The sequence below is a fragment of the Acinetobacter lwoffii genome (assembly GCF_024129355.1).
In the GTDB taxonomy this organism is placed as follows: domain Bacteria; phylum Pseudomonadota; class Gammaproteobacteria; order Pseudomonadales; family Moraxellaceae; genus Acinetobacter; species Acinetobacter lwoffii_I.
Genome location: NZ_JAMXXP010000002.1, coordinates 111,143 through 137,110 on the forward strand (window position 1 = coordinate 111,143; position 25,968 = coordinate 137,110).

Annotated in this window: 23 protein-coding genes, 1 other RNA gene and 1 pseudogene; 9 read left to right on the forward strand and 16 right to left on the reverse strand. The window is 43.1% G+C overall.

What is annotated here, in order from left to right:
• The first annotated feature begins 43 nt into the window (after nt 1–43).
• Nucleotides 44–655 (forward strand): regulatory protein RecX, encoded by a 612-nt coding sequence (locus NI468_RS02045; protein WP_159138162.1) that lies wholly within the window; start codon nt 44–46, stop codon nt 653–655.
• A gap of 192 nt (nt 656–847) precedes the next feature.
• On the opposite strand, the gene ffs is transcribed toward NI468_RS02045, so the two are convergent.
• An RNA gene (gene ffs / locus NI468_RS02050) (signal recognition particle sRNA small type) lies at nt 848–944 on the reverse strand.
• A 293-nt stretch (nt 945–1,237) separates the two neighbouring features.
• Here ffs and NI468_RS02055 point away from each other — a divergent pair.
• The gene (locus tag NI468_RS02055; RefSeq protein WP_253099443.1) at nt 1,238–2,035 is read left to right on the forward strand and encodes a YbgF trimerization domain-containing protein; all 798 of its coding nucleotides are present in this window, start codon (nt 1,238–1,240) and stop codon (nt 2,033–2,035) included.
• A 60-nt stretch (nt 2,036–2,095) separates the two neighbouring features.
• Here the strand turns inward: NI468_RS02055 and lpxA are convergent, their stop codons facing one another.
• From lpxA to rimO, 12 genes are all read right to left on the reverse strand, one after another.
• On the reverse strand, nt 2,096–2,884 hold the full coding sequence (gene lpxA / locus NI468_RS02060) for an acyl-ACP--UDP-N-acetylglucosamine O-acyltransferase (protein ID WP_253099446.1): 789 nt from the start codon (nt 2,882–2,884) through the stop codon (nt 2,096–2,098).
• The gene (fabZ, locus tag NI468_RS02065) at nt 2,881–3,366 is read right to left on the reverse strand and encodes a 3-hydroxyacyl-ACP dehydratase FabZ (RefSeq protein WP_026055766.1); all 486 of its coding nucleotides are present in this window, start codon (nt 3,364–3,366) and stop codon (nt 2,881–2,883) included. The genes lpxA and fabZ overlap by 4 nt, the downstream gene beginning before the upstream one ends.
• 5 nt (nt 3,367–3,371) lie before the next feature.
• The gene (gene lpxD, locus NI468_RS02070; RefSeq protein WP_253099449.1) at nt 3,372–4,442 is read right to left on the reverse strand and encodes a UDP-3-O-(3-hydroxymyristoyl)glucosamine N-acyltransferase; all 1,071 of its coding nucleotides are present in this window, start codon (nt 4,440–4,442) and stop codon (nt 3,372–3,374) included.
• A gap of 3 nt (nt 4,443–4,445) precedes the next feature.
• Nucleotides 4,446–4,943: an OmpH/Skp family outer membrane protein gene (locus NI468_RS02075; RefSeq protein WP_253099452.1), complete on the reverse strand. Its 498-nt coding sequence runs from the start codon at nt 4,941–4,943 to the stop codon at nt 4,446–4,448.
• An 80-nt stretch (nt 4,944–5,023) separates the two neighbouring features.
• Nucleotides 5,024–7,528 (reverse strand): outer membrane protein assembly factor BamA, encoded by a 2,505-nt coding sequence (gene bamA / locus NI468_RS02080; protein ID WP_253099455.1) that lies wholly within the window; start codon nt 7,526–7,528, stop codon nt 5,024–5,026.
• Nucleotides 7,529–7,567: 39 nt separating this feature from the next.
• Nucleotides 7,568–8,923 (reverse strand): RIP metalloprotease RseP, encoded by a 1,356-nt coding sequence (gene rseP, locus NI468_RS02085; protein ID WP_195724819.1) that lies wholly within the window; start codon nt 8,921–8,923, stop codon nt 7,568–7,570.
• A 3-nt stretch (nt 8,924–8,926) separates the two neighbouring features.
• Nucleotides 8,927–10,123, reverse strand: a complete 1,197-nt coding sequence (ispC, locus tag NI468_RS02090; protein WP_253099459.1) for a 1-deoxy-D-xylulose-5-phosphate reductoisomerase — start codon at nt 10,121–10,123, stop codon at nt 8,927–8,929.
• On the reverse strand, nt 10,124–10,948 hold the full coding sequence (locus NI468_RS02095; RefSeq protein ID WP_004646715.1) for a phosphatidate cytidylyltransferase: 825 nt from the start codon (nt 10,946–10,948) through the stop codon (nt 10,124–10,126).
• 3 nt (nt 10,949–10,951) lie between these two features.
• A complete protein-coding gene (gene uppS / locus NI468_RS02100; RefSeq protein ID WP_005107199.1) occupies nt 10,952–11,704 on the reverse strand; it encodes a polyprenyl diphosphate synthase in 753 nt (250 codons plus the stop codon).
• A 7-nt stretch (nt 11,705–11,711) separates the two neighbouring features.
• A complete protein-coding gene (gene frr, locus NI468_RS02105; RefSeq protein ID WP_004279885.1) occupies nt 11,712–12,266 on the reverse strand; it encodes a ribosome recycling factor in 555 nt (184 codons plus the stop codon).
• 80 nt (nt 12,267–12,346) lie between these two features.
• The gene (pyrH, locus tag NI468_RS02110; protein WP_004279886.1) at nt 12,347–13,075 is read right to left on the reverse strand and encodes a UMP kinase; all 729 of its coding nucleotides are present in this window, start codon (nt 13,073–13,075) and stop codon (nt 12,347–12,349) included.
• Nucleotides 13,076–13,121: 46 nt separating this feature from the next.
• Entirely contained in the window at nt 13,122–14,465 is a 1,344-nt protein-coding gene (rimO, locus tag NI468_RS02115; protein WP_253099463.1) for a 30S ribosomal protein S12 methylthiotransferase RimO, read from the reverse strand.
• A gap of 341 nt (nt 14,466–14,806) precedes the next feature.
• On the opposite strand from rimO, the gene glnL reads away from it, so the two are divergent.
• Nucleotides 14,807–15,916, forward strand: coding sequence for a nitrogen regulation protein NR(II) (gene glnL, locus NI468_RS02120; RefSeq protein WP_253099465.1), 1,110 nt, complete (start codon nt 14,807–14,809; stop codon nt 15,914–15,916).
• Complete coding sequence (gene glnG, locus NI468_RS02125; RefSeq protein ID WP_004279889.1) at nt 15,903–17,378, forward strand: nitrogen regulation protein NR(I); 1,476 nt, start codon at nt 15,903–15,905, stop codon at nt 17,376–17,378. The genes glnL and glnG overlap by 14 nt, the downstream gene beginning before the upstream one ends.
• 49 nt (nt 17,379–17,427) lie before the next feature.
• Here glnG and NI468_RS02130 read toward each other — a convergent pair whose 3' ends face one another.
• The 3 genes and pseudogenes from NI468_RS02130 to mnmG all read right to left on the reverse strand — a co-directional run bounded on the left by NI468_RS02130 (nt 17,428) and on the right by mnmG (nt 21,289).
• Nucleotides 17,428–17,754: a hypothetical protein gene (locus NI468_RS02130; RefSeq protein WP_005100855.1), complete on the reverse strand. Its 327-nt coding sequence runs from the start codon at nt 17,752–17,754 to the stop codon at nt 17,428–17,430.
• 133 nt (nt 17,755–17,887) lie between these two features.
• Nucleotides 17,888–19,094, reverse strand: a pseudogene (mhpT, locus tag NI468_RS16380) (3-(3-hydroxy-phenyl)propionate transporter MhpT).
• A 314-nt stretch (nt 19,095–19,408) separates the two neighbouring features.
• Complete coding sequence (mnmG, locus tag NI468_RS02145) at nt 19,409–21,289, reverse strand: tRNA uridine-5-carboxymethylaminomethyl(34) synthesis enzyme MnmG (RefSeq protein ID WP_044110212.1); 1,881 nt, start codon at nt 21,287–21,289, stop codon at nt 19,409–19,411.
• A 254-nt stretch (nt 21,290–21,543) separates the two neighbouring features.
• Between mnmG and NI468_RS02150 the strand changes: the two genes are divergently transcribed.
• The 5 genes from NI468_RS02150 to NI468_RS02170 all read left to right on the forward strand — a co-directional run bounded on the left by NI468_RS02150 (nt 21,544) and on the right by NI468_RS02170 (nt 25,946).
• A complete protein-coding gene (locus tag NI468_RS02150; RefSeq protein WP_253099483.1) occupies nt 21,544–22,011 on the forward strand; it encodes a hypothetical protein in 468 nt (155 codons plus the stop codon).
• A 144-nt stretch (nt 22,012–22,155) separates the two neighbouring features.
• The gene (locus NI468_RS02155) at nt 22,156–23,043 is read left to right on the forward strand and encodes a bile acid:sodium symporter family protein (protein WP_253099486.1); all 888 of its coding nucleotides are present in this window, start codon (nt 22,156–22,158) and stop codon (nt 23,041–23,043) included.
• 87 nt (nt 23,044–23,130) lie between these two features.
• The gene (locus NI468_RS02160) at nt 23,131–24,018 is read left to right on the forward strand and encodes a bile acid:sodium symporter family protein (RefSeq protein WP_004646703.1); all 888 of its coding nucleotides are present in this window, start codon (nt 23,131–23,133) and stop codon (nt 24,016–24,018) included.
• Nucleotides 24,019–24,149: 131 nt separating this feature from the next.
• On the forward strand, nt 24,150–25,055 hold the full coding sequence (gene prmA / locus NI468_RS02165) for a 50S ribosomal protein L11 methyltransferase (RefSeq protein WP_004646702.1): 906 nt from the start codon (nt 24,150–24,152) through the stop codon (nt 25,053–25,055).
• A 15-nt stretch (nt 25,056–25,070) separates the two neighbouring features.
• Entirely contained in the window at nt 25,071–25,946 is an 876-nt protein-coding gene (locus NI468_RS02170; protein WP_253099489.1) for a DUF3426 domain-containing protein, read from the forward strand.
• The last annotated feature ends 22 nt before the right edge of the window (nt 25,947–25,968 follow it).

Genomic DNA, 25,968 nt, shown 5'->3' on the forward strand with positions numbered 1-25,968 from the left:
GGCGTTTTGTTATTATGGGTAGATGATAAAATGCGAGAGAAAGATGTCAGAGGCAAAATTCAGCAAACTGCTCGATTATGAAACTTTAAAACAGCAATTTGGCGATGCTGACGATCAATCGACCCAGCACAATACCGCAAAACCAGCACCGGCTTTCGATCCGGAAGAGCGCCTGTTTGATACTTCTAGTGATGAAAAGAAAAAACCGGGCTTAACTGGCTCCCGTTTGCGTTCTTATGCCTTTGCCGTACTGACCCGCAAGGAATATGCCAAAGCCGAACTGATCGAGAAGCTATGCCTATATGCAGAGGATCGCGATGAAGTACTAGAATTAGTTGAAGAATTATCACGAGAGAATTATCAGAGTGATCAGCGTGTCGCAGAAACCATGCTGTCGAGCCAAAAGCGTAAAGGCAAAGGCCCCAATCAGATTAAAATGAAATTAAAAAACAAGAAAGTTGATACGGCTTTAATCGCAGAAGAACTGAAAGAAACTGACTGGGTGCAGCAAGCCTATGCGCTGAAAGTCAAAAAATATGGGGCGGAAGTTACTAAAGATCCGAAGCTCAAGGCCAAACAGATCCGTTTTCTGATGTACCGTGGTTTTGAAATGGATACGATTATTAAGGCGATTAACCGTAAAGTGGAAGATTAATTTGTATTCAGATTCATTAATAGACCCACTACAAAAGTGTTTGCAGATTGATCTTAAAATGAGAAAATCAGTTCGCTAGCAGAACGAATTATCGGGATAATAAAATATTAAAAATTAGCTGATATTAGAAGTGAGCTTTGAGATTAATAGGCTGGGATAAAATGTTTTTATTATTGAAAAATATGGTGGCAACCCTACCAGCAAAGCTCCGGCACATCATAGTTCTATTACCGTTGCTACCTTCCGGTCCTGGCGGGGTTCATAGAGTACAATTGCGAAGTAACCAGCAGGGCTACCATTACAAAAACAGAGTATAGAGATTTTTAATCAAGTTGCAAGCTTTGTTCCTTAAAATAATCCATCAAGCTATCCGTTTGATTATTTTAAAAACAATATTAATATTTCTGCTGATTTTCAAGCGATCTTCACAATCAATCCATCAACACCCAGATTCGCATGATCTTTGTAAAACCTTGTTGCAATTTCTAAAAATGCCGTTTTTAATGTGTGCAATGTATATGAATGATCTTCTTTAAAAGATGAGCAGCGGATACGTATCTCACAAAGAATTATGGAAATTTTATGATGTTTAAAAAGACCGTATTGTGTGCAGTGACAGCACTCTTTACCACACCGCTATTTGCCAATATTCCAATTGAATCGCGTGGCTTGAGCCAGACTGCCAATCAAGCGTCAATGAATACCCAGTCTGCGAGTTCTGCCGGCGTATCGACACCTGTGCAAACCAATACCAGCTGGCAGATTATGCAAAAAAACCAGCAACTGGAAAGTGATCTGCGGATCTTGCGCGGCAAAATGGAAGAACAGGAAAATGAAATTGCCCAACTGAAAAGCGAACTGACCAATCGCTATGCCGATCTCGATCAGCGTCTTGAACTGTTGCAGCAAAAAATTGAACCTGCTGAAGACAATCCAACGGAGGAAAACCCACAGGATACTGCACCCAGCCTAAATACAAATAAGGTCAATACAGCGAGCAGCGGACAGCAACCTGCTGAGCTGGAAAAAGCAGCTTATACCGTGGCTTTAGATGCTTATAAAAATGGCGGTGCAGCCAAAGCCATTGCCCCGATGCAAAACTTTATTAAAAACAATCCGAATAGCGTTTATATCAGCAATGCTTATTTCTGGTTAGCGGAATTCAATCTGGCGATTGACCCACCAAAATTTGCTGAAGCGAAACGTAATTATCTGATTGTCGTTGACCGTTACCCAAATTCCGCGAAAGCCTCCACTGCCCTGTATCAGCTTTATAACATCAGCAAAGATGTCGAAAAGAATGCTACGCTTGCTTCACAATATAAAACAAAGCTACTGAAGAATTATCCGAAAGCTGAGGAAATTAAATTTCTTAAGTAAAATAGAAATTCCCAAAATAAAAAAGACACCTTCAGGTGTCTTTTTTATTACCTCAAACATTTAGCGCACAATGCCGCGCTTCGACTGTTCAAGAGAGTCAATTAGACGTTGTACTTCAGCCACTTCCGGCAAAATTCCTGTACGGATCTGCTCGATTGCTTCCTGAGTTGTTAAACCTGATTTATAAATCAGTTTAAAGGCATCACGTAAACCGCTAATCACTGTCTTTGACCAGCCTTTACGACGCATACCTTCAATATTCATGGCAAATGCATGCGCAGGATTACCTGAAACCATCACATAAGCCGGTACATCTTTTAGAATCAGTGATGCACCACCAATCATGCTATAAGAATCAATCTTACAGAACTGATGAATGCCCGAGTTTCCGCCAATGACGACGTAGTCCCCGACATGGACATGTCCAGCCACACCGACATTATTGGCAAAGATATTATAATCCCCGACCATACAGTCATGTGCAATATGCGTATTTACCATGAGCAGGTTATGACTACCGATTTTGGTAATGCTATTGTCCTGAACTGTACCACGATGCAGACTGCAGTGTTCACGAATCTTGTTGTGATCGCCAATCTCAAGCCAGGTTTCTTCACCGGCATACTTAAGATCCTGACACACCTCACCTACACTGGCGAACTGGAAAATTTCATTATATTCACCTATACGCGTATAGCCACCCACCACTACGTGTGAATGAAGTTTGCTACCCGCACCAATAGTGACATTTGGCCCGATAATACAATATGGGCCAATTTCTACATCAGCAGCAATGACTGCTGACGGGTCAATAATGGCAGTTGGATGAATAAGGGGATTATTGCTCATGCCTGCTCGACTTTTTGATGCGAAACCATAATTTCCGCGGTTGTTGCGACGACGCCATCTACAGTGGCAATACAATTATATTTGTAAATGCCCCGCTTTTGCATCACTAATTCAGATTTTAAAACCAATTGGTCACCTGCAACCACCTGTTTTTTAAATCTAACTTTTTCCGCACCGGCAAACAGAAACAAAGAACCCTCACTTGGCACTTCGTTATTCATCACAAAACCCAGAATTCCAGAGATTTGTGCCAGTGCCTCAACAATCAGTACACCTGGCATAATTGGATAATTCGGAAAATGGCCTTGTAAAAACTCTTCATTAATTGAGACGTTTTTATAACCAACAATGCCATTATCGGTAATTTCGACGACGCGATCAACCAATAAAAATGGATAGCGATGGGGCAAATATTCACGAATCTTTTGAATATTCATTGGCAATTCAGGCTTCGTGAATGTAGGCAAATTCGACTCTGTCATCATAATTATTTACGCAACTTAAATGTTGATTCAATGGACTCAATCTGAGATTGCATATGATCTAGTCGTTTGATCACCTGGGTCAATGGCACATCTGCTAATTGTCTGAGGCGAACCACGGTACGTTTCCATTTCTGGTTTTCAAACAGACCAATCCCGGATGAATATTTTCCAGCTTCAGAAATATTATTTGTCACCATTGACATTCCGGTCAACATCACATTATCGGCAATATTCAAGTGTCCAGAAATCGCAGAGGCTCCACCAATGATACAGTTTTTGCCAATTGAAACACTTCCTGCAACGGCAGTTTTTGCAGCAATTGCGGTATGTGCACCAATTTTAACGTTATGCGCGATTTGCACAAGATTATCAATAATAACACCCTGTTGCAAAATCGTATCATCCAGCGCACCACGGTCTACGCTACAATTTGACCCAATACGCACATCATCTTCAATGCGTACAGAACCTAATTGCGCAATACGGTGCCATTTCCCTTGATAAGGTGCAAAACCAAACCCTTCGCTGCCAATCACGCTATTGGCATGAATACGTACCCGATTACCAATTTTTGCTGCGCCGGTGAGGGTCACATGTGAGTCAATAAAACAGTCCTGACCGATCTCGACATCATCATCGATCTGCACATGCGCCTGAACAATCGTATTCGCACCCACGACACAATGCTCACCAATCACCACATAATGACCAATATAAGCATCGTCCGCAATCACTGCCGACGGGTGAATTTGAGCAGTACTCTCAATGCCGCGCTGGCGATGTTTTTTCTCAAAGACATGCGTCAGAATCGCGAAAGCCAGATAGGGATTTGCCACAACAATAAAGTTTTGATGTGAAGTTATCTGTTGTTTTAGTTCAGCCGTGACAATTAAAGCACCTGCCTGACTTTGATTGGCCTGCTCTACATATTTATCGGCATTCACAAATGCCAGATCGTGTGAAGTTGCCTGTTCAAGACTGGCCAAAGCACTCAAACGTAAATCTGTCTGACCTATGCACTCGCCCTGAACCAGGCGAGCGAGATCAGCTAACTGAAGCTGTTGATGATTCATTGATTATTTAATTGCATTAACCTTTTGAATCATTTTATCAGTTAAATCATATTTAGCATCATAAGCAAGCGCTGAATTTTTATTTAAAACCACATCCAGGTTGTTTTCTCTACGCAATTGTTCAGCAATTTGCTTTACACGTGCATCAAATACAATTCGGATCTGCTGAATCGAGCTTTGAACATTCGTCTGTACAGATTGTTGTAACTGATTTAATTCTTGAAGCTTAGTCTGATATTGCGCAGACATTTTCTGTTTTTCAGTCTCACTGAGCTTGGTATTGGATTGAGCACGTTGCTGCAAAGCTTCCAGCTCTTTGCTGAGTTGCTCAATTTTGGTGGTTTGTGGCTGAATTTTTTGCTGAAACGCCGTGTTTTGTTGTTTCAGATAAGTACTACCTTCAACCACACGCTCCAAGTCAATTATCCCCATACTGGCCGCTTGAGTTAAAGGTGCAACACTTGCCAAAGCCAGGCTCATTGCCATCATCATTTTTTTCATATTCTTACTCATTCAAAAAAATTTGCTCACAAAACCTGAAGGCTTTATGAGCAAAATTTAGTTTCTAGGTCAAAACGATTTTAGAAAGTACGTCCAATTTCGAACTGGATGTTTTTAGTATCATCTCCGTCTTTTTTATTCAACGGATAAGCATAGCTAAGTGATAATGGGCCAATCATGGTGATCCAGGTGAAACCCGCACCCACGCTATAGCGCATATTATCTGCATCGAAACCGAAGTTATCTTTACAGTACTGCTTTCCATTTACCGAAGTGCCATTAACGAAAATATTTTCATTTGATACATCACACTGGGTATCAAACACTTGCGCACCTTCAGCAAAGATGACTGGACGAACCTGACGTGCCCAATCCCCTTTGAATGGTACCGGAAGTACTAGTTCGGTACCAAATTGAACCAGTGCATTACCACCTACCTCTTCAGGAGACGGATCAGTTTGGCTAATATCAGAGAAATATACACCCGGATATTTAGGCCCCAATGTACTGTTTTCATAACCACGAACTGAGCCAAAACCACCGGCATAGAAATTCTTGTAGAATGGTAGGTCATTACCATAACCCAACTTACCATAACCACGCAGAACAAAATCCTTGCCTAATGGGAAGAATGCCTGAGCATCATAAGTGACTTTCTGATACTCCACATCACTGCCTGGCAATGCAATTTCACCATTGATTCGATGTGACATACCATTTGTAGGGAACATTGGGCGGTTTAAAGTATTATATGACCAGCCTAAGTTCAGGTTATAGGTAAAAAACTCACCTTTAAATTCTTGACCATAGGGGGTTGTATTAACTGGATTACCATTTTCATCAACACAATTACCTGTCTGTGTCTCAATTTGAGCCGGGCAATATTCACCGCTTCGTGTCTCTTTACCACCATTGCGTTCTAGATAATCCGCAACATACGTAGAAACATATGGACCAGTGGTCACATCGGTCTGATCAATGTTCAGGCCTAGGCTAACACTCTGGTTTTCATCAATTGGATAACCAAAGTTAATCCCACCACCGAAACTGTCTGTCACATAGTTATTGACGTTATAATCATCATCCAGCTTGGTTTTACGGTAATACATGTTATAGCCGCGACGCACACCATCAATGGTGAAATACGGGTCCATCACGCTCAAGTTATAATAATCTTGAGTTTCAGAACGCGACAAATCGATTGAGACGCTATTACCAGTGCCCAGGAAGTTGGTCTGGCTTAAACCAGCCTGGAAAGTTACACCACCGCTTTGCGAGAAGCCAACTGCAAGAGTACTGGTCCCTGAATGCTGCTCTTCAACGGCAACATTCAAGTCCACCTGATCTGGTGCACCTGGAATACGTGCAGGTTTGATATCGACAGTTTTAAAGAAACCGGTACGTTCCAGACGAACCTTAGACAGGTCAATTTTTTCATTACTGGCAAGCGCACCTTCCATTTGGCGCATTTCACGACGTAATACTTCATCTGCAGTTTTCGTATTACCAGTGAAATTAATACGTCGTACCGTGACTTGCTGACCTGGATTGATATAGTAATTTAGATCAACCAGTTTGGTTTCGTTGTTAATTTGAGGAACGATGTTGACTTCTGCATAGTAATAACCTGCATTACCATACTTACGCTGTAATAATTGCTTAACTGCGTTAACTTTTTCCTGCGAATAAGTTTCGCCTTCTTTGAAGATTTGTAAAGCCTGCAATTCCTCAGTCTTGTAAAGTGCATCACCTAAATATTTGGTTTGACCAAATTTAAATTGCTCGCCTTCATCCACAGAAACTTCGATGAAAACATTCTTTTTATCTTCACTCAAGTTCAGGCTGGAATTGGTAATATTAAAGTTGATATAACCGCGATTCAGATACATGGCACGCAAAGCTTCTAGGCTCGCCGCCATCTTTTCACGTGCATAACGGTCATTACGCGAAATGACCGAACTCCAGCCACTTTCTTTTACGGCAAAGGCCTGCTTGATATCAGACTCTTTAAATACGGTATTCCCGATAATATTAATATCAAAAACTTTGGCTGCTTTACCTTCAATAAAATCAATTAGCAATTCAACACGGTTATTTGGTCGAGGCGTCGTAGTGACCGTAATATCGGCATCATAACGACCTTGCTGCATGTATTGCTGTTCAAGTTCAGTTTCAATAGTTTGCAGCGCTGATTTTTTCAGCACTTCGCCTTCAGCCAGACCCATTTTTTTCAGGCCTTCTTCAAGCGCTTCCTTAGGAATCAGCTTATTGCCTTTCAATTCGATTTTCGAAATAACCGGGCGTTCAACCACTTGGAAAACCAAGGTATTGTCCTGCTGAACGGCTTTAATGTCATCAAACAGGCCTGATGCATACATGCTACGAATTGCATTGGCAATGATTGGATCATTGACCCGATCACCACTGTTAATTGGCACTAGGCCATACACATTGTCAGGAGTTAAACGTACTAATCCATCAAATTTTATATCTTGTACAATGAATTCATCTGCTGCATATACTTGTTGTGCTACTGCCATTGCACTAACGAGTGCCAGAGGCATAAATAAATGTGTGTGCTGCATGCCAGTCTTTTCCGCTGTTAATTTATTCCATTTACGTTGTTATAAACGCATAAAATCATTAAATAATGCCAGAAGCATCATACTGCCGAGCAGTACCATACCAATTTTTAGTCCAACCAATTGTATTTGTTCGGAAACAGGTTTACCACGAATTAATTCAACAAAATAGTAAACCAGATGTCCGCCATCAAGCATTGGAATGGGTAGTAGATTTAATATTCCTAAACTTACACTCATTAGCGCCATAAAGGAAATAAAAGTTTCCCAGCCCATTTCTGCGCTTTGTCCTGCCACTTTGGCAATGGTAATTGGACCTGATAAATTATCCAGACCAATCAGACCGCGTACCATTTTGACAATCGAGTTCAGAATCATCGAAGATAAATGTGCTGTTTTATCAAATGCCATTACCAGTGCTTCGCCTGGCGAGTAATGAATGGTCTGTTTATATTCTGCAGGAATGTTCAGTTTACCCGGATCGCTTTGTACGCCCAGCATACCAGTCACATTGCCCATATTGTCACGTTTACCTTGTGGCATGACTTCCAGCTGAACCACCTGATTTTCGCGTAGTACATCCATTTTGAGTAGTTTTTCTGGAGATGCCTGTACCACCTGCACCACATCAAACCAGTCTTTCATCTGAACGCCGTCAATAGCCAGAATCTTGTCGCCTTCTTTCAAACCTTGACGGATGGCTGCACCATCTTCACTCAGTTTGCTAATTACAGCCGGAATTTCTGGCCGATAAGGCAAGAAACCCAAACTTTCAAGTGGCGATTGACTTTGATCTTTTAAATAGTTTTGAATCGGCAACTGGAACAGTTTGTTTTCACCAGCACGATCTGCCTGAATAGAAACCACGCCAGTTTCACCAACACGATCCACCAAGGCATAACTGAGTTTTTCCCAAGTTTCTACCTGAGTACCATCCACAGCTATAATTTTGTCGCCCGGCTGCATTTGTACTGTTGCAGCAGGTGTATTTGGTAAAACTTTGCCTACCCGGGTATTGAGCTGTTCTTGTGCCGGTAAAAACAACACCCAGAACAGAAGGACTGCAAAAATCAGGTTGATCAACGGTCCCGCTGCCACGATGGCAATCCGCTTCCAAGGATGCTGACGATTGAAGGCTTTGGGTAAGTCTTCTTCAGCGACATTACCTTCACGTTCATCCAGCATCTTGACATAGCCACCCAAAGGCAAGGCAGACAATTGATACTGAATTCCGGATTTTTTCGAGGTCCATTTTAATAATGTTGGCCCAAATCCAATCGAATAGACCAAGACTTTAACGCCCAGTTTACGCGCCACAATATAGTGACCGAACTCGTGAATCGCAATTAAGGGACCGAGTAAGAGAATTGCAGCGGCAATCATAAACAAGGCATTCATATCTTAACTTCCTTTATTCACAACATATTGCTGTGATAAACCTCGCGCCATTTGATCTGCTTGCAAGATAGCCTCCAGATCATGTGCGGGTTGATTGTCCATCTGATTTAGGACGTGCTCAACTACCTGAGGAATTTGGGTAAATCTGATCTGTTGATTTAAAAATGCAGCAACTGCAATTTCATTGGCCGCATTTAAAATTGTCGGTGCAATTCCGCCACTCTGCATGGCCTGACGGGCCAATTTTAATGCAGGGAAACGGAGCATATCCGGTTCTTGAAAATTAAGTTGTGAATGCATAAACAGATCCAGTGGCGCCACATGCGTACTAATACGCTCAGGCCATGCCAATGCATGTGCAATAGGCGTGCCCATATCCGGATTACCCATTTGTGCCAAAGTCGAACCATCAACGTATTGAACCATGGAGTGAATAATACTCTGTGGATGCACAACAACTGTAACAAATTGTTCTTGAACTGCAAACAAATGACAGGCTTCGATCAATTCTAAACCTTTATTCATTAAGGTAGCAGAATCGACTGAAATTTTTTGCCCCATGGACCAGTTAGGATGCTTGCAGGCTTGAGCAGGTGTAACCTCTTCAAGTTGCTGCATGCTGTGGTTCAGAAACGGCCCACCCGACGCGGTCAGCAGAATCTGGGATACACCCAGTTTAGGCTTGCCATGACGCTCTGCCTCAAAATAATGCTGTGGCAGACATTGGAAAATCGCGTTATGTTCAGAGTCAACGGGAAGCAGTAATGCCCCATGATCGCGCGCTGCCTGCATCATGATGTCACCCGACATCACCAAAGCTTCTTTATTGGCCAACAGTACGCGTTTACCCGCTTTCACCGCAGCCAATGTCGGCAACAATCCTGCGGCACCAACGATTGCCGCCATGACGATATCAACATCCGCGTGTTCAGCCACAGCAATTAAACCGGCTTCATCTTGCAGAATTTCAATATCAGATAAATGATGTTGCTGAAGTAGTTTTGAAAGTTCATCTACTTTTTCAGCCGGTACCACCGCCACTTTAGGACGGTATTGCTGGCAAATTTCGATCAGCTCCTCGATACGACTTTGCGCGGTCACAGCAAAAACCGAGTATGCTTCAGGATGTCGCTGCAAGATTTTTAAAGTACTTTGACCAATGGAACCTGTAGCACCCAGTATACAAACTGCTTGTGACATTTATAAATCTACACCAATAAGTTTTAAAACAGCCATACCTGCTGCAAAGATTGGAGCTGCAGCAAGCAAAGAATCGATACGATCCAGTACTCCGCCATGTCCTGGCAAAATGCGACCTGAATCCTTAATACCGGCACGACGTTTGATCATGGATTCAAACAGGTCACCCAGTACCGAACTAAATACTGTAACGACAGATAAAATCAGGAATAAAATTAGTTCTGGCCAGGTCATATCCAGATAAAGCAAGGCGACTGCCGTTACAATCAGCATTGAGGTAACGATACCGCCATACAACCCTTCTACCGATTTGTTGGGACTAACATTCGGCGCCAACTTTTTCTTGCCGAATTTACGACCCACAAAATACGCACCGCTATCTGCGCCCCATACCAGTAAAAACAGGTACATCAGCCACCACGGTGAACTTTGCCAGACAGAGAAAATTGCAGTAACCGCAGCAGAGATCAGAACTACGCCGATTCCGTGCAGGCTGGCGTTGTACCAGCCATCATATTCAGGATAGGTTTTAACCCAGTAAATGCTGAGCAACCAAGTAATTATAGAAGCTACCCATAACAATAAGGCAACTTCGGCAAAATACAATGCCAAAGCTGAAAGTGCTGCAGTGAGCACTCCATATCCCCAAGCAACAGGTTTGATGACATATTTAAATTTTCGCGGCATGAGTTTAAACCACTCATAACCGGCCACCCCAGCAGCAAGAACCATCAATACAAACATTGGATAATGTGATTCAGTAGCAAACATACAGCTCAGTACAACTGCTACCAACACCAATGCGGTTATAATCCGCTCAAACATGTATTAATTCTCAAGTTTTTCCTGATGAATCTGTTCTGATGTTTTACCAAAACGACGTTCACGCCCACCAAATACGGCAAGTGCATCATCAAGTTCTTCAACGGTAAATTCTGGCCATAGCGTCTCAGTGAAATAAAGCTCTGCATAGGCTGCCTGCCATAACAGGAAATTCGACAGACGGAAATCTCCACCGGTACGAATCAGCAGATCAACTGCAGGTAAATCACCGAGGCTGACATATTGACCAAATACATCAGTATTAATTGCATCAAGATCTAATTTATTTGTTAAAACATCGCTAGCAATTCGCTGTGCAGCTTGTGCCATATCCCACATACCACCATAACTGATTGCAATAGTGAGTGTCATACTATTGAAATTAGCAGTCCTTTCTTCGGCATGCAACATAAGCCCCTGTAATTCTGAGGACAAACGGCTGCGATCACCGATAAAGCGTAAGGCAATATTGAATTTTTCCATGCGGGGTAATTGTTCATGAATGGTGTCAACCAGCAATTTCATGAGCAATTCAACTTCAAACTGTGGACGATTCCAGTTTTCACTGGAAAAGGCAAATACAGTTAAAGCCTGGATATTTCTTTTTTTACAGTGTTCAACAATCGGATCCAGAACCGTTTTTCCTTCACGGTGTCCATCACCTTTCTGCATCTGATTTTTTTTGGCAAAACGATTGTTGCCATCCATGATGATGGCAACATGTTTCGGAAGACGGGGATTTTCTTCAGCAACGGTCATCGATGAATTAGACCTTCATCAATTCAGCTTCTTTCGCAGCCAAGCGCTTGTCAACTTCAGCAACAAATTTGTCAGTAATTTTCTGGATTTCGTCAGCAGCACGACGCTCTTCATCTTCAGAAATTTCTTTTTCTTTCAACAAAGCCTTGATATCGCCCAATACATCACGGCGAATGTTACGGATCGCCACTTTGGCATTTTCTGCTTCATTACGCGCCACTTTCTGCATGTCACGACGCGTTTCTTCAGTCAACGCAGCCATCGGTACACGAATCGCATCTGCTGTAATTGGGTTTAGACCCAAATCAGATTCACGAATCGCTTTATCAATTGCAGAAACCATTGAACGTTCGAAAGGCTGGATTAACAAAGTACGTGAATCTTCAACACCTACGTTTGCCACCTGGTTCAATGGAACGTCTGAACCATAGTAAGAAACCATCACGTTATTTAAAATTGATGGATGCGCACGACCGGTACGAACTTTTGCAAAACCATGCTCTAGAGATTCTAGAGTTTTGTTCATACGGTCTTCGCTGTCTTTTTTAAGATCGTTAATCATATGATCTTCCTTACTTAATTCTTGAAAAGAGGTTATTACTAAATTAGCGTGTAGTATAAAGTGCTTTGGTGCTGACGTCATTAATTGGTAACGTGAGTCCCTTCTTTTTCACCCATCACAACGGAAAGCAATGCGCCAGATTTATTCATATCGAATACTTGTAGCGGCACATTGTGATCACGACATAAACAGATTGCAGTTAAGTCCATCACACCCAGCTTTTCGTCCAGAACTTGGTCAAAAGTCAATGTGTCATATTTAACCGCATCATCATATTTGCTTGGATCTTTATTATATACGCCATCAACTTTGGTCGCTTTCAAGATCAAGTCTGATTCGATTTCGATACCACGTAAACAGGCAGCAGTATCTGTCGTAAAGAACGGATTACCTGTACCTGCCACGAATACACACACTTCACCCTGAGTCAGGTGACGGATTGCATCACGGCTTGAGTAAGACTCAACCACGGCACCAATTGGCAATGCAGACATTAAACGGGTTTTAATATTACGGCGCACCAAAGCGTCGCGAAGTGCCAAACCATTCATGACTGTTGCCAGCATACCCATCTGATCGCCAGTTACACGGCCAACCAGACCATCTTTTTGTAGTTGGCTACCGCGATACAGGTTACCACCACCCACAACAATACCTACTTGTACGCCTAAACCCACGAGGTGCGCAATAGAAAGTGACATCTGATCGAGCACTTGTGCATCGATCCCCATGTCTTTATTGCCTGCCAGCGCTTCACCAGAAAGCTTTAACAGGATGCGACCAAAGCGTGGCTTTTTAGAATCCAACATCATCAAACTCCAAAGTATTCAATTTAAATTTTTTTAATTCAAAATCTTAAGCAGACTTGAGTGAAATGAGTTTTGCATACAGATCGTATTCATCTGCATCAGTAATCTCAACTTCAAGCAAATCCCCTGCCTTGATGACACTTTTATCGATATCTTCAACAAAAACATTGCCATCAATTTCAGGTGCATCTGCATAAGAACGCGCAACCGCTACCGGGAATTCATCTTCCAGGTCATCTACCAGCACAGTCATGGTCTGACCGATACGTTTTTGGAGTTTGGCTGCCGAGATTTCTTGCTGAACCTGCATGAAACGCTCATAACGCTCCTGTTTAATTTCTTCAGGAACGTGATCTGGCAAATCATTTGCGGTCGCACCTTCAACTGGCGAATAGGTGAAACATCCCACACGATCCAGCTGGGCTTCTTTCAACCAGTCCAATAGCATCTGGAAGTCTTCTTCGGTTTCACCCGGGAAGCCCACCACAAATGTTGAACGGAGTACCAAATCAGGACATTTCTCACGCCAGATTTTCAAACGCTCCAGTGTATTTTCACTGTGCGCAGGTCGTTTCATCAGTTTGAGAATTTTTGGACTTGCGTGCTGGAATGGAATATCCAGATAAGGCAGGATTTTGCCTTGTGCCATCAGGTCAATTACTGCATCTACATGCGGATACGGGTAAACATAGTGCAAACGCACCCAGATTCCCAACTGACCTAATGCTTCACACATGTCATAGAATTTGGTTTTAACCGGCTGGCCATTCCAGAAATCCAGCTTGTATTTCGTGTCCAGGCCATAAGCAGAAGTATCCTGGGAGATGACGAGTACTTCTTTTACACCGGCACGTTTCAGCGCTGCAGCTTCATCAAGCACAGAACCGACTGGACGTGAAACCAGATCGCCACGCATGCTTGGAATAATACAGAAGGTACAACGATGGTTGCAGCCTTCAGATATTTTCAGATAAGCATAGTGTTTTGGCGTCAGGCGGATGCCTTGTTCTGGAACCAGATCAATAAATGGATTGTGTTTTGGCGGCTCAGGCACGTATTGATGAACCGCATCCATAACTTCTTTATATGCCGCTGCACCTGTCACTTTCAGGACATTGGGATGCATTTGGCGAATCTTGTCTTCGTCTTTACCTAGACAACCTGTTACGATCACGCGACCATTCGCGCTCATCGCCTCACCAATCGCATCTAGCGATTCTTGCACTGCGGATTCAATGAAACCACAGGTATTTACTACAACTAAATCAGCACCGTCATAATCCGAAGCGACGTCATAACCTTCAGTCTTCAACTGGGTTAAAATACGTTCAGAATCTACCAATGCCTTAGGACAACCTAAAGATACAAAACCGACTTTGGGGGACTTCATGAATTTTCGCTCTACTAGAATGCGCGTATTGTATGTCTTTTCGCATCATAAAAATAGTTGAAAACCTGACTCTTTGCATCATGCACTAAAATATTGCCATAAAATATTCAACATACCCACCAATGCACCAAAATGAATCATTTTAGATTTACAGCCTCAATTTAATCCGCTATATCTAAGATGAATTGTGTTGCTCTGTCACATTTCTGCATTTCATCGCAATAAATAATCTCTAGTCAGAAAAGTTGGCGTGCATCTTGCATCAAATCAGAACTTAAAATTGATTAAATTGCTTTATGAAGATGCCATTGCGCCATTTTAATACAGGAACAAACCCGCGAATGGATCAAATTATTCCGATCGACTATCGTGCTTTAGTGGACAACATGACCACGTGTATCTTATTGATAGACCGCGATCTTAATATTTATTATCTGAATTCTGCCTGTGAAGCCTTATTTGATGTGAGCTTATTCCGCGCGAGCGGCGCATCCGTGCTCAATATTCTGCAAAACCCGACAGATGAGTTCAATACCGAAGAAGCCCTGAATAATACTTTAACTACGGGACAGCCTTATACACGCCGCGAAGCCACTATTCTGGTCAACTTTAAAGACATTCATGTCGACTACACTGTTTCTCAGCTAAATCTTGGCAAACCTTATCACCCATTGCTGCTCATTGAACTCAATCCTCGTGATCGCATGTTAAAAATCTCGCGTGAAGAAAATCTGCTGCAACAGCATCAGGTAGCGCGTCAGCTGATTCGCGGTGTTGCGCATGAAATCAAGAATCCACTCGGTGGCATTCGCGGGGCGACTCAACTCCTGGCACGTAGTTTGAATGATCCACAATACAAAGAATTTACCGACATTATTATTAGTGAAGTGGATCGACTGAGAAATCTGGCCGATACCATGCTCGGTTCACGCCAGCTTCCGAGCTATGAGCTGGTCAATGTGCATGAACCTCTGGAACGAGTACGCTCACTGATTGCCAATCAGACCAAAAAGAAAATCAAGATTACCCGGGATTACGACCTGTCCTTGCCTGAAGTGCTGGCAGACCGTGACCAATTGATTCAGGTCATTTTGAATATTTGCGCCAATGCCGTACAGGCCATGACCGAGAACAAGGAGTTCTTTGTCGAACATCAACCGGAACTGATTTTAAGAACCCGGATTCAGCGTCTCTTTACCATTAACGGGGTGATTCACCGCTCTGTAGTAAGGATTGATATTGAAGACAATGGCCCAGGGGTTCCGGAAGAGATTATCGAATCGGTGTTTTATCCGCTGGTCACCAGTCGCGCAAAAGGTACCGGACTGGGCCTCAGTATTGCTCAAAATATTATTCATCAGCACAACGGCATGATTGAGTGTCAGTCCGTGGCTGGAAAAACCGTCTTTAGCTTATATTTACCTTGGGAGTCGAATCATGTCGCGAAATAAAATATGGGTAATTGATGACGATCGCGCCATGCGCTGGGTACTGGAAAAGACCTTTAAAGAGGAAGGTCTGGACGTTACCAGTTTTGAAGAAGCACAATCTGCACTAGACCAACTGAGTCTGGAAGCACCCGATGTGATTTTGACCGATATCCGCATGCCGGGTATTGATGGACTTACCTTCCTGGGCAAGGTTAAACACAGTTATCCTGACCTACCTGTCATTATTATGACGGCGCATTCAGACTTAGAATCGGCTGTTTCTAGCTATCAAACTGGTGCTTTTGAATATCTGCCTAAGCCTTTTGATATTGATGAAGCACTGGCGCTGGTAAATCGTGCAATTTTACATATCACCAAGCTACAGCAACAAGAATCAGCAAAAGCGGCTCCACCAATTCAATCCACCGAGATTATTGGTGAGTCTCCTGCAATGCAGGAAGTGTTTCGTGCCATTGGCCGTTTATCACAATCACATATTACCGTGTTGATTAATGGTGAGTCTGGTACAGGTAAAGAACTGGTGGCGCATGCCCTGCATCGTCATTCACCACGCAGTTCAAAACCTTTTATTGCATTGAATATGGCGGCGATTCCAAAAGACCTGATCGAAACTGAACTGTTCGGCCATGAGAAAGGTGCATTTACCGGTGCTAATACCCAGCGCCAAGGTCGTTTTGAACAGGCCAATGGCGGCACGCTGTTTTTAGATGAAATTGGCGATATGCCATTTGAAACGCAAACACGTTTACTGCGCGTTTTGGCAGACGGTGAGTTCTACCGTGTTGGCGGTCATATTCCGGTTAAGGTTGATGTACGTATCGTGGCAGCGACCCATCAGGATCTGGAAAAACTGGTTCATGATGGTCGCTTCCGTGAAGACTTGTATCATCGCCTGAATGTAATTCGTATTCATATTCCAAAACTGGCACATCGCAGTGAAGATATTCCGATGCTGGCGCAGCATTTTCTGGCACGTGCCGGGAAGGAACTTGGGGTCAATCCAAAGATTCTGCGTCCTGAAACCCAGGAATATATGCAGAAACTGCCATGGCAAGGTAACGTGCGTCAACTTGAGAATACCTGTCGCTGGCTGACTGTCATGATCACAGGTCGTGAAGTCTATCCTGAAGACTTGCCACCTGAGCTGAAACAGATTCCAATTCATCAGCAGGATCCGGGCGCACCAATTCCAACGCTGAACCAGATCGCACCGCATCACTGGGATGAATTACTGGGTCAATGGGCGATGCAGAAACTCAAAAACGGTGAAATGAAACTTCTGGATGTTGCGACGCCGATGTTTGAACGCACCTTGATTAATGCAGCCTTGCAACAAACCCGTGGCCGTAAACGTCATGCCGCAGAACTTTTAGGTTGGGGTCGTAATACTTTAACGCGCAAGCTTAAAGAACTGGGCATGGATACTACGGATGATGAAATCGAAGAAGAAATAGAAAGTTAATCTTTCCATATAAAAAAGCGCCGATTGGCGCTTTTTTATTGATGATGATTTATGCAGTAAAACCCACATAGCGGAAATACCCATCTATGCCCAGATCAGACTTATATATCAGATAATCTGGATAAGTCGCCTGGGTGATTTCATCCAGCATATTCACCTGATCATCATTGGCATGCAGATCATCTACAGAACGCGGCATGCTGTGCTCGAATTCATCGGTCATATATTCAAAGCCGATATCCATGGCAATAAACAGGGTATGCTCACAAGGTTGCACATATTGCTCTTCTGCCCAATCAATCACGTTGTGCTGACAATGTGGACAGGCAATATTATCAGTGGCCTGAATCGAGAGTGGAATAAGTTGATAAGCCATATAAAAATCAATCTGTTTGCTATTCGTATATTTTAGCAAATTTTATGGACTGACTTTATTCAATTAAAAGTCTCGACGATAAAAAAGGGAATTTTCAGATTCCCTTTTTGTATTGATAGATCTCAATGATTAATTACTTATGAGCAGCCTTATAACGTGATAGTGCAGTGACGGCTACTGCCGATACGACCACTGCTGGTAAACTTGCCACAAGAATACCTGTGGTGCCCAAACCTAATGCCAGAATTTTTCCAGTTAATAATGGTCCAGTCATCGCCCCTAAACGCCCTAAAGAGATCGCACTGCCCACGCCTGTCACTTTGCCTGCGCCTGAGTAAAAAATCGGTGAGATCCCATATAGAATAGATTGACCACCCGTAGAGAAAATGCCACCCATGACTCCCGCCAAAATTAATAACGGAATAGAAGTTGTGGTGAATAACAATACCAAGGCAACAAACAAGCCACTATAAATGATGGTCGCCATTTGCCAAAGCTTTAAACGATCCAGTAAATAACCTAGGCTCAGGGTTCCAATAACCGCGCCCACCTGGAACACCAACATCACCAGAAATGCCTGTTGTTTCTGCAAACCTTGTTCCATAAGCAAGTTAGGTAACCAGCTGATCAAAATATAATTGATCATCAAGGTAAAAAAGAAACCAACCCAAAGAGGCACTGTATTTTTATACTGTTGCTGCTTGAACAACACCTCAGCCATTCCCGGCACAGCTTCGCCAGAAACCGGTACTTCCCGCATTCACTTTAGGCTTATCTTTAAGAATAAATGCCATTAATGGAATCAATACTAAAGGTGTTAATCCCCCAATCAGAAATAAGGTTTGCCATTGAATCTCTGGAAGCAACATGGCCAGACCGGCAACAAAGATCGCACCTACCGGTAAACCACAATACATTAGACTATTTAGCTTGCCACGGTTGGCTTCGGTTGCTTCATCACCGACGACTGAAATCATGGTTGGCATTGCCGCACCTAAACCCAGACCAGTAAAGAAACGCGCTGCATATAAAACTTCGATGCTGGGCGCAATTGCAGTCAACGAAATGAACAGACCAAAAATAGTCACAGAGAGCATCAGGACTTTCTTTTGTCCTAGATAATCTGCGATACGTCCGCCAAAGAATGCACCAAACAGCATTCCAAAGACACCCAGACTAAATACATAGCCCATTTGGATTTGATCTAAACCAAAGCTTGTTGCAATTTCTTTCGCTGCAATCCCGGGAGCTTGAAGGTCAAAACCTTCAAAAAATGCGACCCAGAAACATAAGAATATCGTTAATATTTTTTGGGCTTTTCCGCTATATGGCTGTGCCATGACTGATCTCCATCAATAATTCACAAACCGTTTGATAGTCTGACGATCCGTTGCATTATTCTTAACCTAATCTTGATAGAGAAATAGCACGACAATAGTCGGGTTTAAGCACATCAACATGTGTAAATACCCTCCAAATTAGACCTAAAAGATTGTATTTATAGACTTAACACATCTTAATAATATTTATTATATATATTTATCAAAGACTTAATTTAATTGTAGTTATTTTTAATTCAACGATAGTCAAAACTTATACAAAACTACAAGCCGATAAAAAGCCCGCTTAACGCGGGCTTTTTTAGCTCAAAATCTTAAGCAGATTTCTTTGCTTGTGCATTCTTACGAATTGTAATCATCACCAGTTGAACTGCTGCAGGGGTTACACCTGGAATACGACTGGCTTGCGCCAATGTTTCAGGACGAACATCTTTCAGTTTCAGGGTAATTTCACGGGACAGACCTGACACGATGTCATAATCGAAATCCGCAGGAATACGGGTTTCTTCAAGACGTTTCATTTGTGCGACGTCTTCATGCTGACGATTAATATAACCCGCATATTTCACTGCAATTTCAATTTGCTCACCGACAAATGGTGATACTTCAGAATTGGTTAACTCTGCAATTTGAGCAAATGAAATGTTTGGACGTTTCAACAAATCAATCGCCGAACATTCTTTAGACAGGTCTGCACCGGTCATCTCAACGAATTTCTTGCCCATTGGGTTATTTGGTGCGGCCCACAAGTGTTGCAAACGGCCTGTTTCTTTTTCCACTGCTTCCATTTTCTCACAGTACACTGCCCAACGCGCGTCATCCACCAGACCCATTTCACGACCAATGGCTGTTAAACGCTGATCTGCGTTATCTTCACGCAGCATCAAACGGTATTCGGCACGTGAGGTGAACATACGGTATGGTTCTTTGGTACCTAATGTGATCAGGTCATCGACCAGAACACCCATGTATGCTTCATCACGTTTTGGCGTCCATTGCTCCTGATCCCAAGCACGGCGTGCAGCGTTCAAGCCTGCAAGCAAACCCTGCGCACCCGCTTCTTCATAACCGGTTGTGCCGTTGATTTGACCGGCGAAATACAGGTTATTGATGGCTTTAGTCTCAAGCGTGAACTTTAACGCTTGTGGGTTGAAGTAATCGTATTCAATGGCATAGCCCGGACGAAGAATGTGCGCATTTTCCATACCACGGATCGAGCGAACCAGTTCAAACTGAACGTCGAACGGTAAAGAAGTCGAAATACCATTTGGATAAAGCTCATGTGTATCCAGGCCTTCAGGCTCGAGGAAGACTTGGTGTGAGTCTTTATCGGCAAAACGGTGAATCTTATCTTCGATTGATGGGCAGTAACGTGGCCCCACACCTTCGATCACACCTGTATACATTGGTGAACGGTCTAAACCGCCACGAATAATCTCATGCGTGCGTTCATTGGTATGCGTGATATAGCAATTTACCTGCTCAGGATGCATCGAAGCATCACCCATGAATGACATGGTCGGAGACGGGAAATCACCCGGCTGTGGCGTCATCACAGAGAAATCAACCGAACGCGCATCAATACGTGGTGGTGTACCAGTTTTTAAACGACCTACCGGAAGTTGAAGTTCACGTAAACGATGTGCAAGCGAAATTGAAGGTGGATCACCAGCACGACCACCGCTAGATTTCTCCAGACCAACGTGGATGACACCACCTAGGAAAGTACCTGCTGTCAGCACCACAGTTTTCGCATCAAAACGGATACCCATTTGGGTAACCACACCTTTAACGGTATCGCCTTCAACAATCAGGTCGTCTGCTGCTTGCTGGAAAATATCCAGGTTCGCCTGATTTTCCAATGTTTCGCGAATAGCCGCTTTATAACGCACACGGTCAGCCTGCGCACGTGTTGCACGTACTGCAGCACCTTTACGCGAGTTCAAAATACGGAATTGAATACCGCCTTTATCGGCAGCCAGTGCCATCGCACCGCCCAAGGCATCAATTTCACGCACCAAATGCGATTTACCAATACCACCGATGGCCGGGTTACAGCTCATCTGCCCTAAAGTCTCAATGTTATGAGTTAAGAGTAAAGTCTGTCGACCCATACGCGCTGCAGCCAGAGCCGCTTCCGTACCGGCGTGACCGCCACCGATAACAATGACATCGTATACTTTAGGATAATGCATAGTGGTAATTGAGAGATAAAAAAGAATAGCTGAGCATTATAGCAAATTTCACTCTAAAGTAGACAAATTCAGTTGAATTTATCCTCAGATAAATCGCACTTAACTCGCATAACAATAAAGCACTGTAATTTAACTTTGCAGAGGAACTATATAAATTAAACATATAAGCTGAGAAATTTACTCGATTTGCATTGTTTAATCTCGCGCATTTTTTAATCTATATGTTGGTTACATTACAAACAAAGGTATAAAAGATGAATAAGAATATTTTCCTCTCAACCGTTCTATGTGGTTTATGTTTTGCGCCATTTGCTGCATCAGCGAATGATAAGGTCGAAACCATTTATAATGCACAAAAGTACCAACAGGTTTGTAAAGGCAAATCCCAAGGTGCACAAGTCAGTTTTGCCCATCGCGGCATTATCTGGAATGGTACCTGTGAGCCGCAGTTTTTCGCTTCATCCAAAAATGCTTCAATCAAAGGCGATGAAGCCGAACTCATGAGTACCTGTAGCGGCAACAGTGGTGCGACTACTGCCACCATCAATGGTGCCGAAGTCAAAGGTAAATGTGCATTAGGCTTTATGCCACCACGCCCTCAGGGACAATCTCAGATGCAAAGTCAGCCTATGCAGCCACATATGCAAAACCAGCCTATGCAGCATCAGATGAACCAGCCAGCACAGCCTGACTCACCAATGCAAGGCCAGCCAGGTATGTAGCCGATATATATCTAAATAGTTTAGATTTCAAGTAAAAGCTTTGACGGGCAAAGTGACTGCATTTTGCCCGTTTTTTATTGCTTATTTATTCATCTAGGCTAAACTCGAAATATATCTATAAATGTATAATAAAAAGGCAAATTCATGGATTCGGGGTTTTTTAGCGTTTTTTTGCCAATTACATTGGCAATTATGATGATGGGGCTGGGGCTAGAACTCACTATCAAAGATTTCCTGCGCTTAAGTCGCTATCCTAAAGTCATTTTTATTACTTTATTTGCGCAGTTAGTGCTGTTACCCAGTATTGCTTTTTTTATTTGTCTGATTTTGGACTTGCCCGCTTTGCTTGCTGTAGGTCTGATGTTGCTAGCCGCCTCACCTGGTGGCCCAACCGCAAACCTGTTTAGCTACATATATAAAGGTGATGTAGCACTGAATATTACTCTAACCGCCATTAATACCATCATCTCTATTTTTACCCTGCCCTTTATTATCAATCTGTCCTTACACTACTTTATGAGTCATGACTCAAACGTGACTTTTCCAGTTGAAAAGATTGTGCAGGTCTTTTTAATTACCTTGATTCCCGTGATCATGGGTATGCTGCTTCGAGCCAAATTTCCAAACCTGTCGATTACAGTCAGCAGGCCCATGCGCTTACTCTCTATCGGTTTTCTAACCATCCTATTGATATTCGCCATTTTCAGAGAACGTTCGAATTTGGTCGAATACTTTGCCAGTATTGGTACAGCAACTGCGATTTTATGTTTTTCCAGCCTGTTTATTGGCTATTGCATTCCTCTACTCATGGGCATTCCAGAGAAAATGGCACGCGCCTGTACTTTTGAAATCGGCATTCACAACACTGCCATTGCCCTGACGATTGCGATATCAGTTCTGAATAATGTCACGATGGCTATTCCTGCAGGCATTTATACAATTTTCATGTACAGTTTCGCCACTATTTTCGGTGTGCTGATTAGTCGCCAGCAAGTGGTGTATAGCAATAAAAGTCGTTTATCAGATTTGTAATTTATTTGGCTGATTCTGCTATAAGGCTGTATGCTTTTCCAAAGAAAATCAGAAGTATTAAAACAATTTTCGACAAGGAGCATACAGATGGATTCTGGCCTTATAACGATATTACTGCCGCTGGCACTTGCAATCATCATGATGGGGCTTGGCCTTGAACTGACGCCTCGGGACTTTAGCCGTGTCACTCGCCACCCCAAAGCCGTATTTATAGCATTGTTCTGCCAACTGGTTATTCTGGTTGGCATTGCCTTTTTACTCTGCAAGCTATTCGCTTTAACCCCATTACTCTCAGTCGGGTTGATGCTCTTGGCGGCTTCGCCCGGGGGTGCAACAGCCAACCTGTTTAGCTATCTGTTTAAAGGTGACTTAGCCCTCAATATCACTTTGACTGCTATCAACTCAGTCATCGCAGCGATTACCTTACCTTTAATTATTAATTTTTCGATCATGCATTTTATGCAGGATAGCCAGCAAGTTGGCCTGCAATTCGGCAAGATTCTGCAAGTCTTTGCGATCATCCTGATTCCGGTGGGAATTGGCATGTTGATTCGGCGCTATGCACCAGGCGTGACAGCAAAACTGAATCGGCCGCTGCGGATTTTTTCGATTGGCTTTTTGGTGCTGATTATTATTGCCACACTCATCAAAGAGCGCAGCAATATCGGTGAATACTTGACCCAGGTGGGTCTGGCGACTGCCTTGTTCTGCATCCTGAGCCTGAGTATTGGTTATCTGATTCCGCGACTACTGAATATTAATAGCGCTCAAGCCCGTGCCAGTGCATTTGAAATTGGCATTCATAACAGCACCCTCGCCATGACCATTGCCCTGACCGTGATTGGCAGTGCTGCTGTGGCGATGCCAGCCGCGGTTTATTCTATCTTTATGTATATCTTTGCTGCAATTTTTGGCAGTCTGTTGAACCGGCTTGCACCACTCCCGGCGCAAACACCTTTAACGAATCTGGATTAGATAAGCTCTGGAACTGTTCAAAGGATGCCTCAGGCATCCTTTTTATTTTGGGAATGGATCAAGAAGATAGCAGCGTTGAGTCTGAACTTCCGTTACAATAGCTTTTTGAAAAATGTATAAAGGTTATTTCTGTGAAGTGGTTACAAATTCATATTACGGTTGAACAGGCTCAGGTTGATTTTACTGAGACATTACTCAGCTCGCTAGGCGCAGTGAGTGTGACTTTGGATGATGCTGAAAACCAGGATTTGCTGGAACCACTTCCAGGTGAAACACCACTCTGGAATAAAGTGATTGTGACCGGTATTTATGCGCAGGAAGAAGGCGAAGAAATTGATGTTACCGCACTAGAAACCTTTATTCGTGCACAAATGCCAGATGCTCCGATCCGTCATGAACTGATTGAAGATCAGGCTTGGGAACGCACCTGGATGGATGCCTATGAGCCAATTCAGATTGCTGATAAATACTGGATCGTACCCGAATGGATGGAAGCACCTGATGCCGATGCGGTAAACATCAAGCTTGATCCAGGGCTGGCTTTCGGAACAGGCAACCACGCTTCAACTTTCCTGTGCTTACAATGGCTCGGCAAGATTGATGTGAAAGATAAAATTGTCATCGATTATGGCTGTGGCTCAGGCATTCTCGCGGTAGCTGCACTCTTATTAGGTGCGAAAAAAGCATATGCCACGGATATCGACCCACAAGCTGTACTGGCGACTCAGCAAAACGCTGAACTGAATGGCGTACTGGACAAACTTTATGTCGGACTGCCAGAAGAATTTAGAGATGAGCTCGGCAATACCAAAGCTGACGTATTTGTTGCCAATATTCTGGCAGCACCACTGATGATGCTGGCTCCTGAGTTCGCAACTTTAATTAAATCTGAGGGACAGTTCGCACTTGCCGGAGTAATTGAAGAGCAAGTTGCTGATGTTACTAGCATTTACTCAAATTATTTTGATATATTAGAAGTAGAAAAACGAGACGAGCACTGGTGCCGTATCTCGGGTAAACGCCATAAGAACGAATGAGCCTATAAATAATCCATGAGTGACAAAAGAACCCATTGCCCTACCTGTTCCACCACCTATAAGGTCACAGTTGCTCAACTCACCGTTGCGCAGGGTATGGTTTGCTGTCCCAAATGTACCACCTCATTTAATGCCTTATCGCATTTGGTGACCGAAACCCGGAATTCGGTCACCGCCTCAATGTCTCACGCTCAGTCGAGCTCCAGCGAATTCAGCAAAACTGATGCTCAAAATAGACCAGGTGTTTATCACACGGATCAGCAGCATCGTCATAGCCTGCTACAGATTTTTGACCAAAAAGTTGAACATTCCAATATTGACCTGGAAACCTATTTAAATAACCTGAATTATTTCAGTACCGAGCCGATTTCAGTCCTGCCGAGCATGAATTGGGAAGATCAGGCAGAAAAACAAACCAAACGCGGGCCAATGTACTATATAGGCTGGAGTTTACTTAATCTGTCGCTGTTCAGCCTGCTGCTGTTTCAATTTTTCTGGTTCAATCCGCAATACATCAAAAACAGTCACGTCATGAGTCTGGCCTTTAACAGTGCTTGTGAAGTGTTTAATTGTTCCAATCTGGAAAAATACTACACACTAATTCAGGTTAATAAAGTCAAAATCAAGGCAACCGGTAATAATGAAGCTGAGTTTAGCGGTGAGCTGATTAATTTTCATGACCGTAGTCTGGCTTTACCAATTTTAAGAATCAATCTGGAACATCGCGGTGAAGTGATTGCAACTTATAACCTGTCCTCCGAAGAGTACCTGATTGAAAGTCTGGTCAATATTCAGCGCATCCCAAAAAACAGCCCGTTTAAATTCAAATTTAAGCTTCCAGTCGATCGTAAAAGCTTTGATCGCTATACTTTGGAAATAATTCGCCCCTAATCTGCTGAGAAAGCATTAAAAA

Coding starts and splice junctions, on each gene's coding strand:
- mnmG (WP_044110212.1), bottom strand. CDS start 21,289: ATGCATTATCCTAAAGTATACGATGTCATTGTTATCGGTGGCGGTCAC.
- NI468_RS02045 (WP_159138162.1), top strand. CDS start 44: ATGTCAGAGGCAAAATTCAGCAAACTGCTCGATTATGAAACTTTAAAA.
- ispC (WP_253099459.1), bottom strand. CDS start 10,123: ATGTCACAAGCAGTTTGTATACTGGGTGCTACAGGTTCCATTGGTCAA.
- NI468_RS02150 (WP_253099483.1), top strand. CDS start 21,544: ATGAATAAGAATATTTTCCTCTCAACCGTTCTATGTGGTTTATGTTTT.
- pyrH (WP_004279886.1), bottom strand. CDS start 13,075: ATGTTGGATTCTAAAAAGCCACGCTTTGGTCGCATCCTGTTAAAGCTT.
- uppS (WP_005107199.1), bottom strand. CDS start 11,704: ATGACCGTTGCTGAAGAAAATCCCCGTCTTCCGAAACATGTTGCCATC.
- NI468_RS02170 (WP_253099489.1), top strand. CDS start 25,071: ATGAGTGACAAAAGAACCCATTGCCCTACCTGTTCCACCACCTATAAG.
- NI468_RS02075 (WP_253099452.1), bottom strand. CDS start 4,943: ATGAAAAAAATGATGATGGCAATGAGCCTGGCTTTGGCAAGTGTTGCA.
- fabZ (WP_026055766.1), bottom strand. CDS start 3,366: ATGACAGAGTCGAATTTGCCTACATTCACGAAGCCTGAATTGCCAATG.
- lpxA (WP_253099446.1), bottom strand. CDS start 2,884: ATGAGCAATAATCCCCTTATTCATCCAACTGCCATTATTGACCCGTCA.
- bamA (WP_253099455.1), bottom strand. CDS start 7,528: ATGCAGCACACACATTTATTTATGCCTCTGGCACTCGTTAGTGCAATG.
- lpxD (WP_253099449.1), bottom strand. CDS start 4,442: ATGAATCATCAACAGCTTCAGTTAGCTGATCTCGCTCGCCTGGTTCAG.
- NI468_RS02160 (WP_004646703.1), top strand. CDS start 23,131: ATGGATTCTGGCCTTATAACGATATTACTGCCGCTGGCACTTGCAATC.
- NI468_RS02055 (WP_253099443.1), top strand. CDS start 1,238: ATGATGTTTAAAAAGACCGTATTGTGTGCAGTGACAGCACTCTTTACC.
- rimO (WP_253099463.1), bottom strand. CDS start 14,465: ATGAAGTCCCCCAAAGTCGGTTTTGTATCTTTAGGTTGTCCTAAGGCA.
- NI468_RS02130 (WP_005100855.1), bottom strand. CDS start 17,754: ATGGCTTATCAACTTATTCCACTCTCGATTCAGGCCACTGATAATATT.
- frr (WP_004279885.1), bottom strand. CDS start 12,266: ATGATTAACGATCTTAAAAAAGACAGCGAAGACCGTATGAACAAAACT.
- glnL (WP_253099465.1), top strand. CDS start 14,807: ATGGATCAAATTATTCCGATCGACTATCGTGCTTTAGTGGACAACATG.
- NI468_RS02155 (WP_253099486.1), top strand. CDS start 22,156: ATGGATTCGGGGTTTTTTAGCGTTTTTTTGCCAATTACATTGGCAATT.
- NI468_RS02095 (WP_004646715.1), bottom strand. CDS start 10,948: ATGTTTGAGCGGATTATAACCGCATTGGTGTTGGTAGCAGTTGTACTG.
- rseP (WP_195724819.1), bottom strand. CDS start 8,923: ATGAATGCCTTGTTTATGATTGCCGCTGCAATTCTCTTACTCGGTCCC.
- glnG (WP_004279889.1), top strand. CDS start 15,903: ATGTCGCGAAATAAAATATGGGTAATTGATGACGATCGCGCCATGCGC.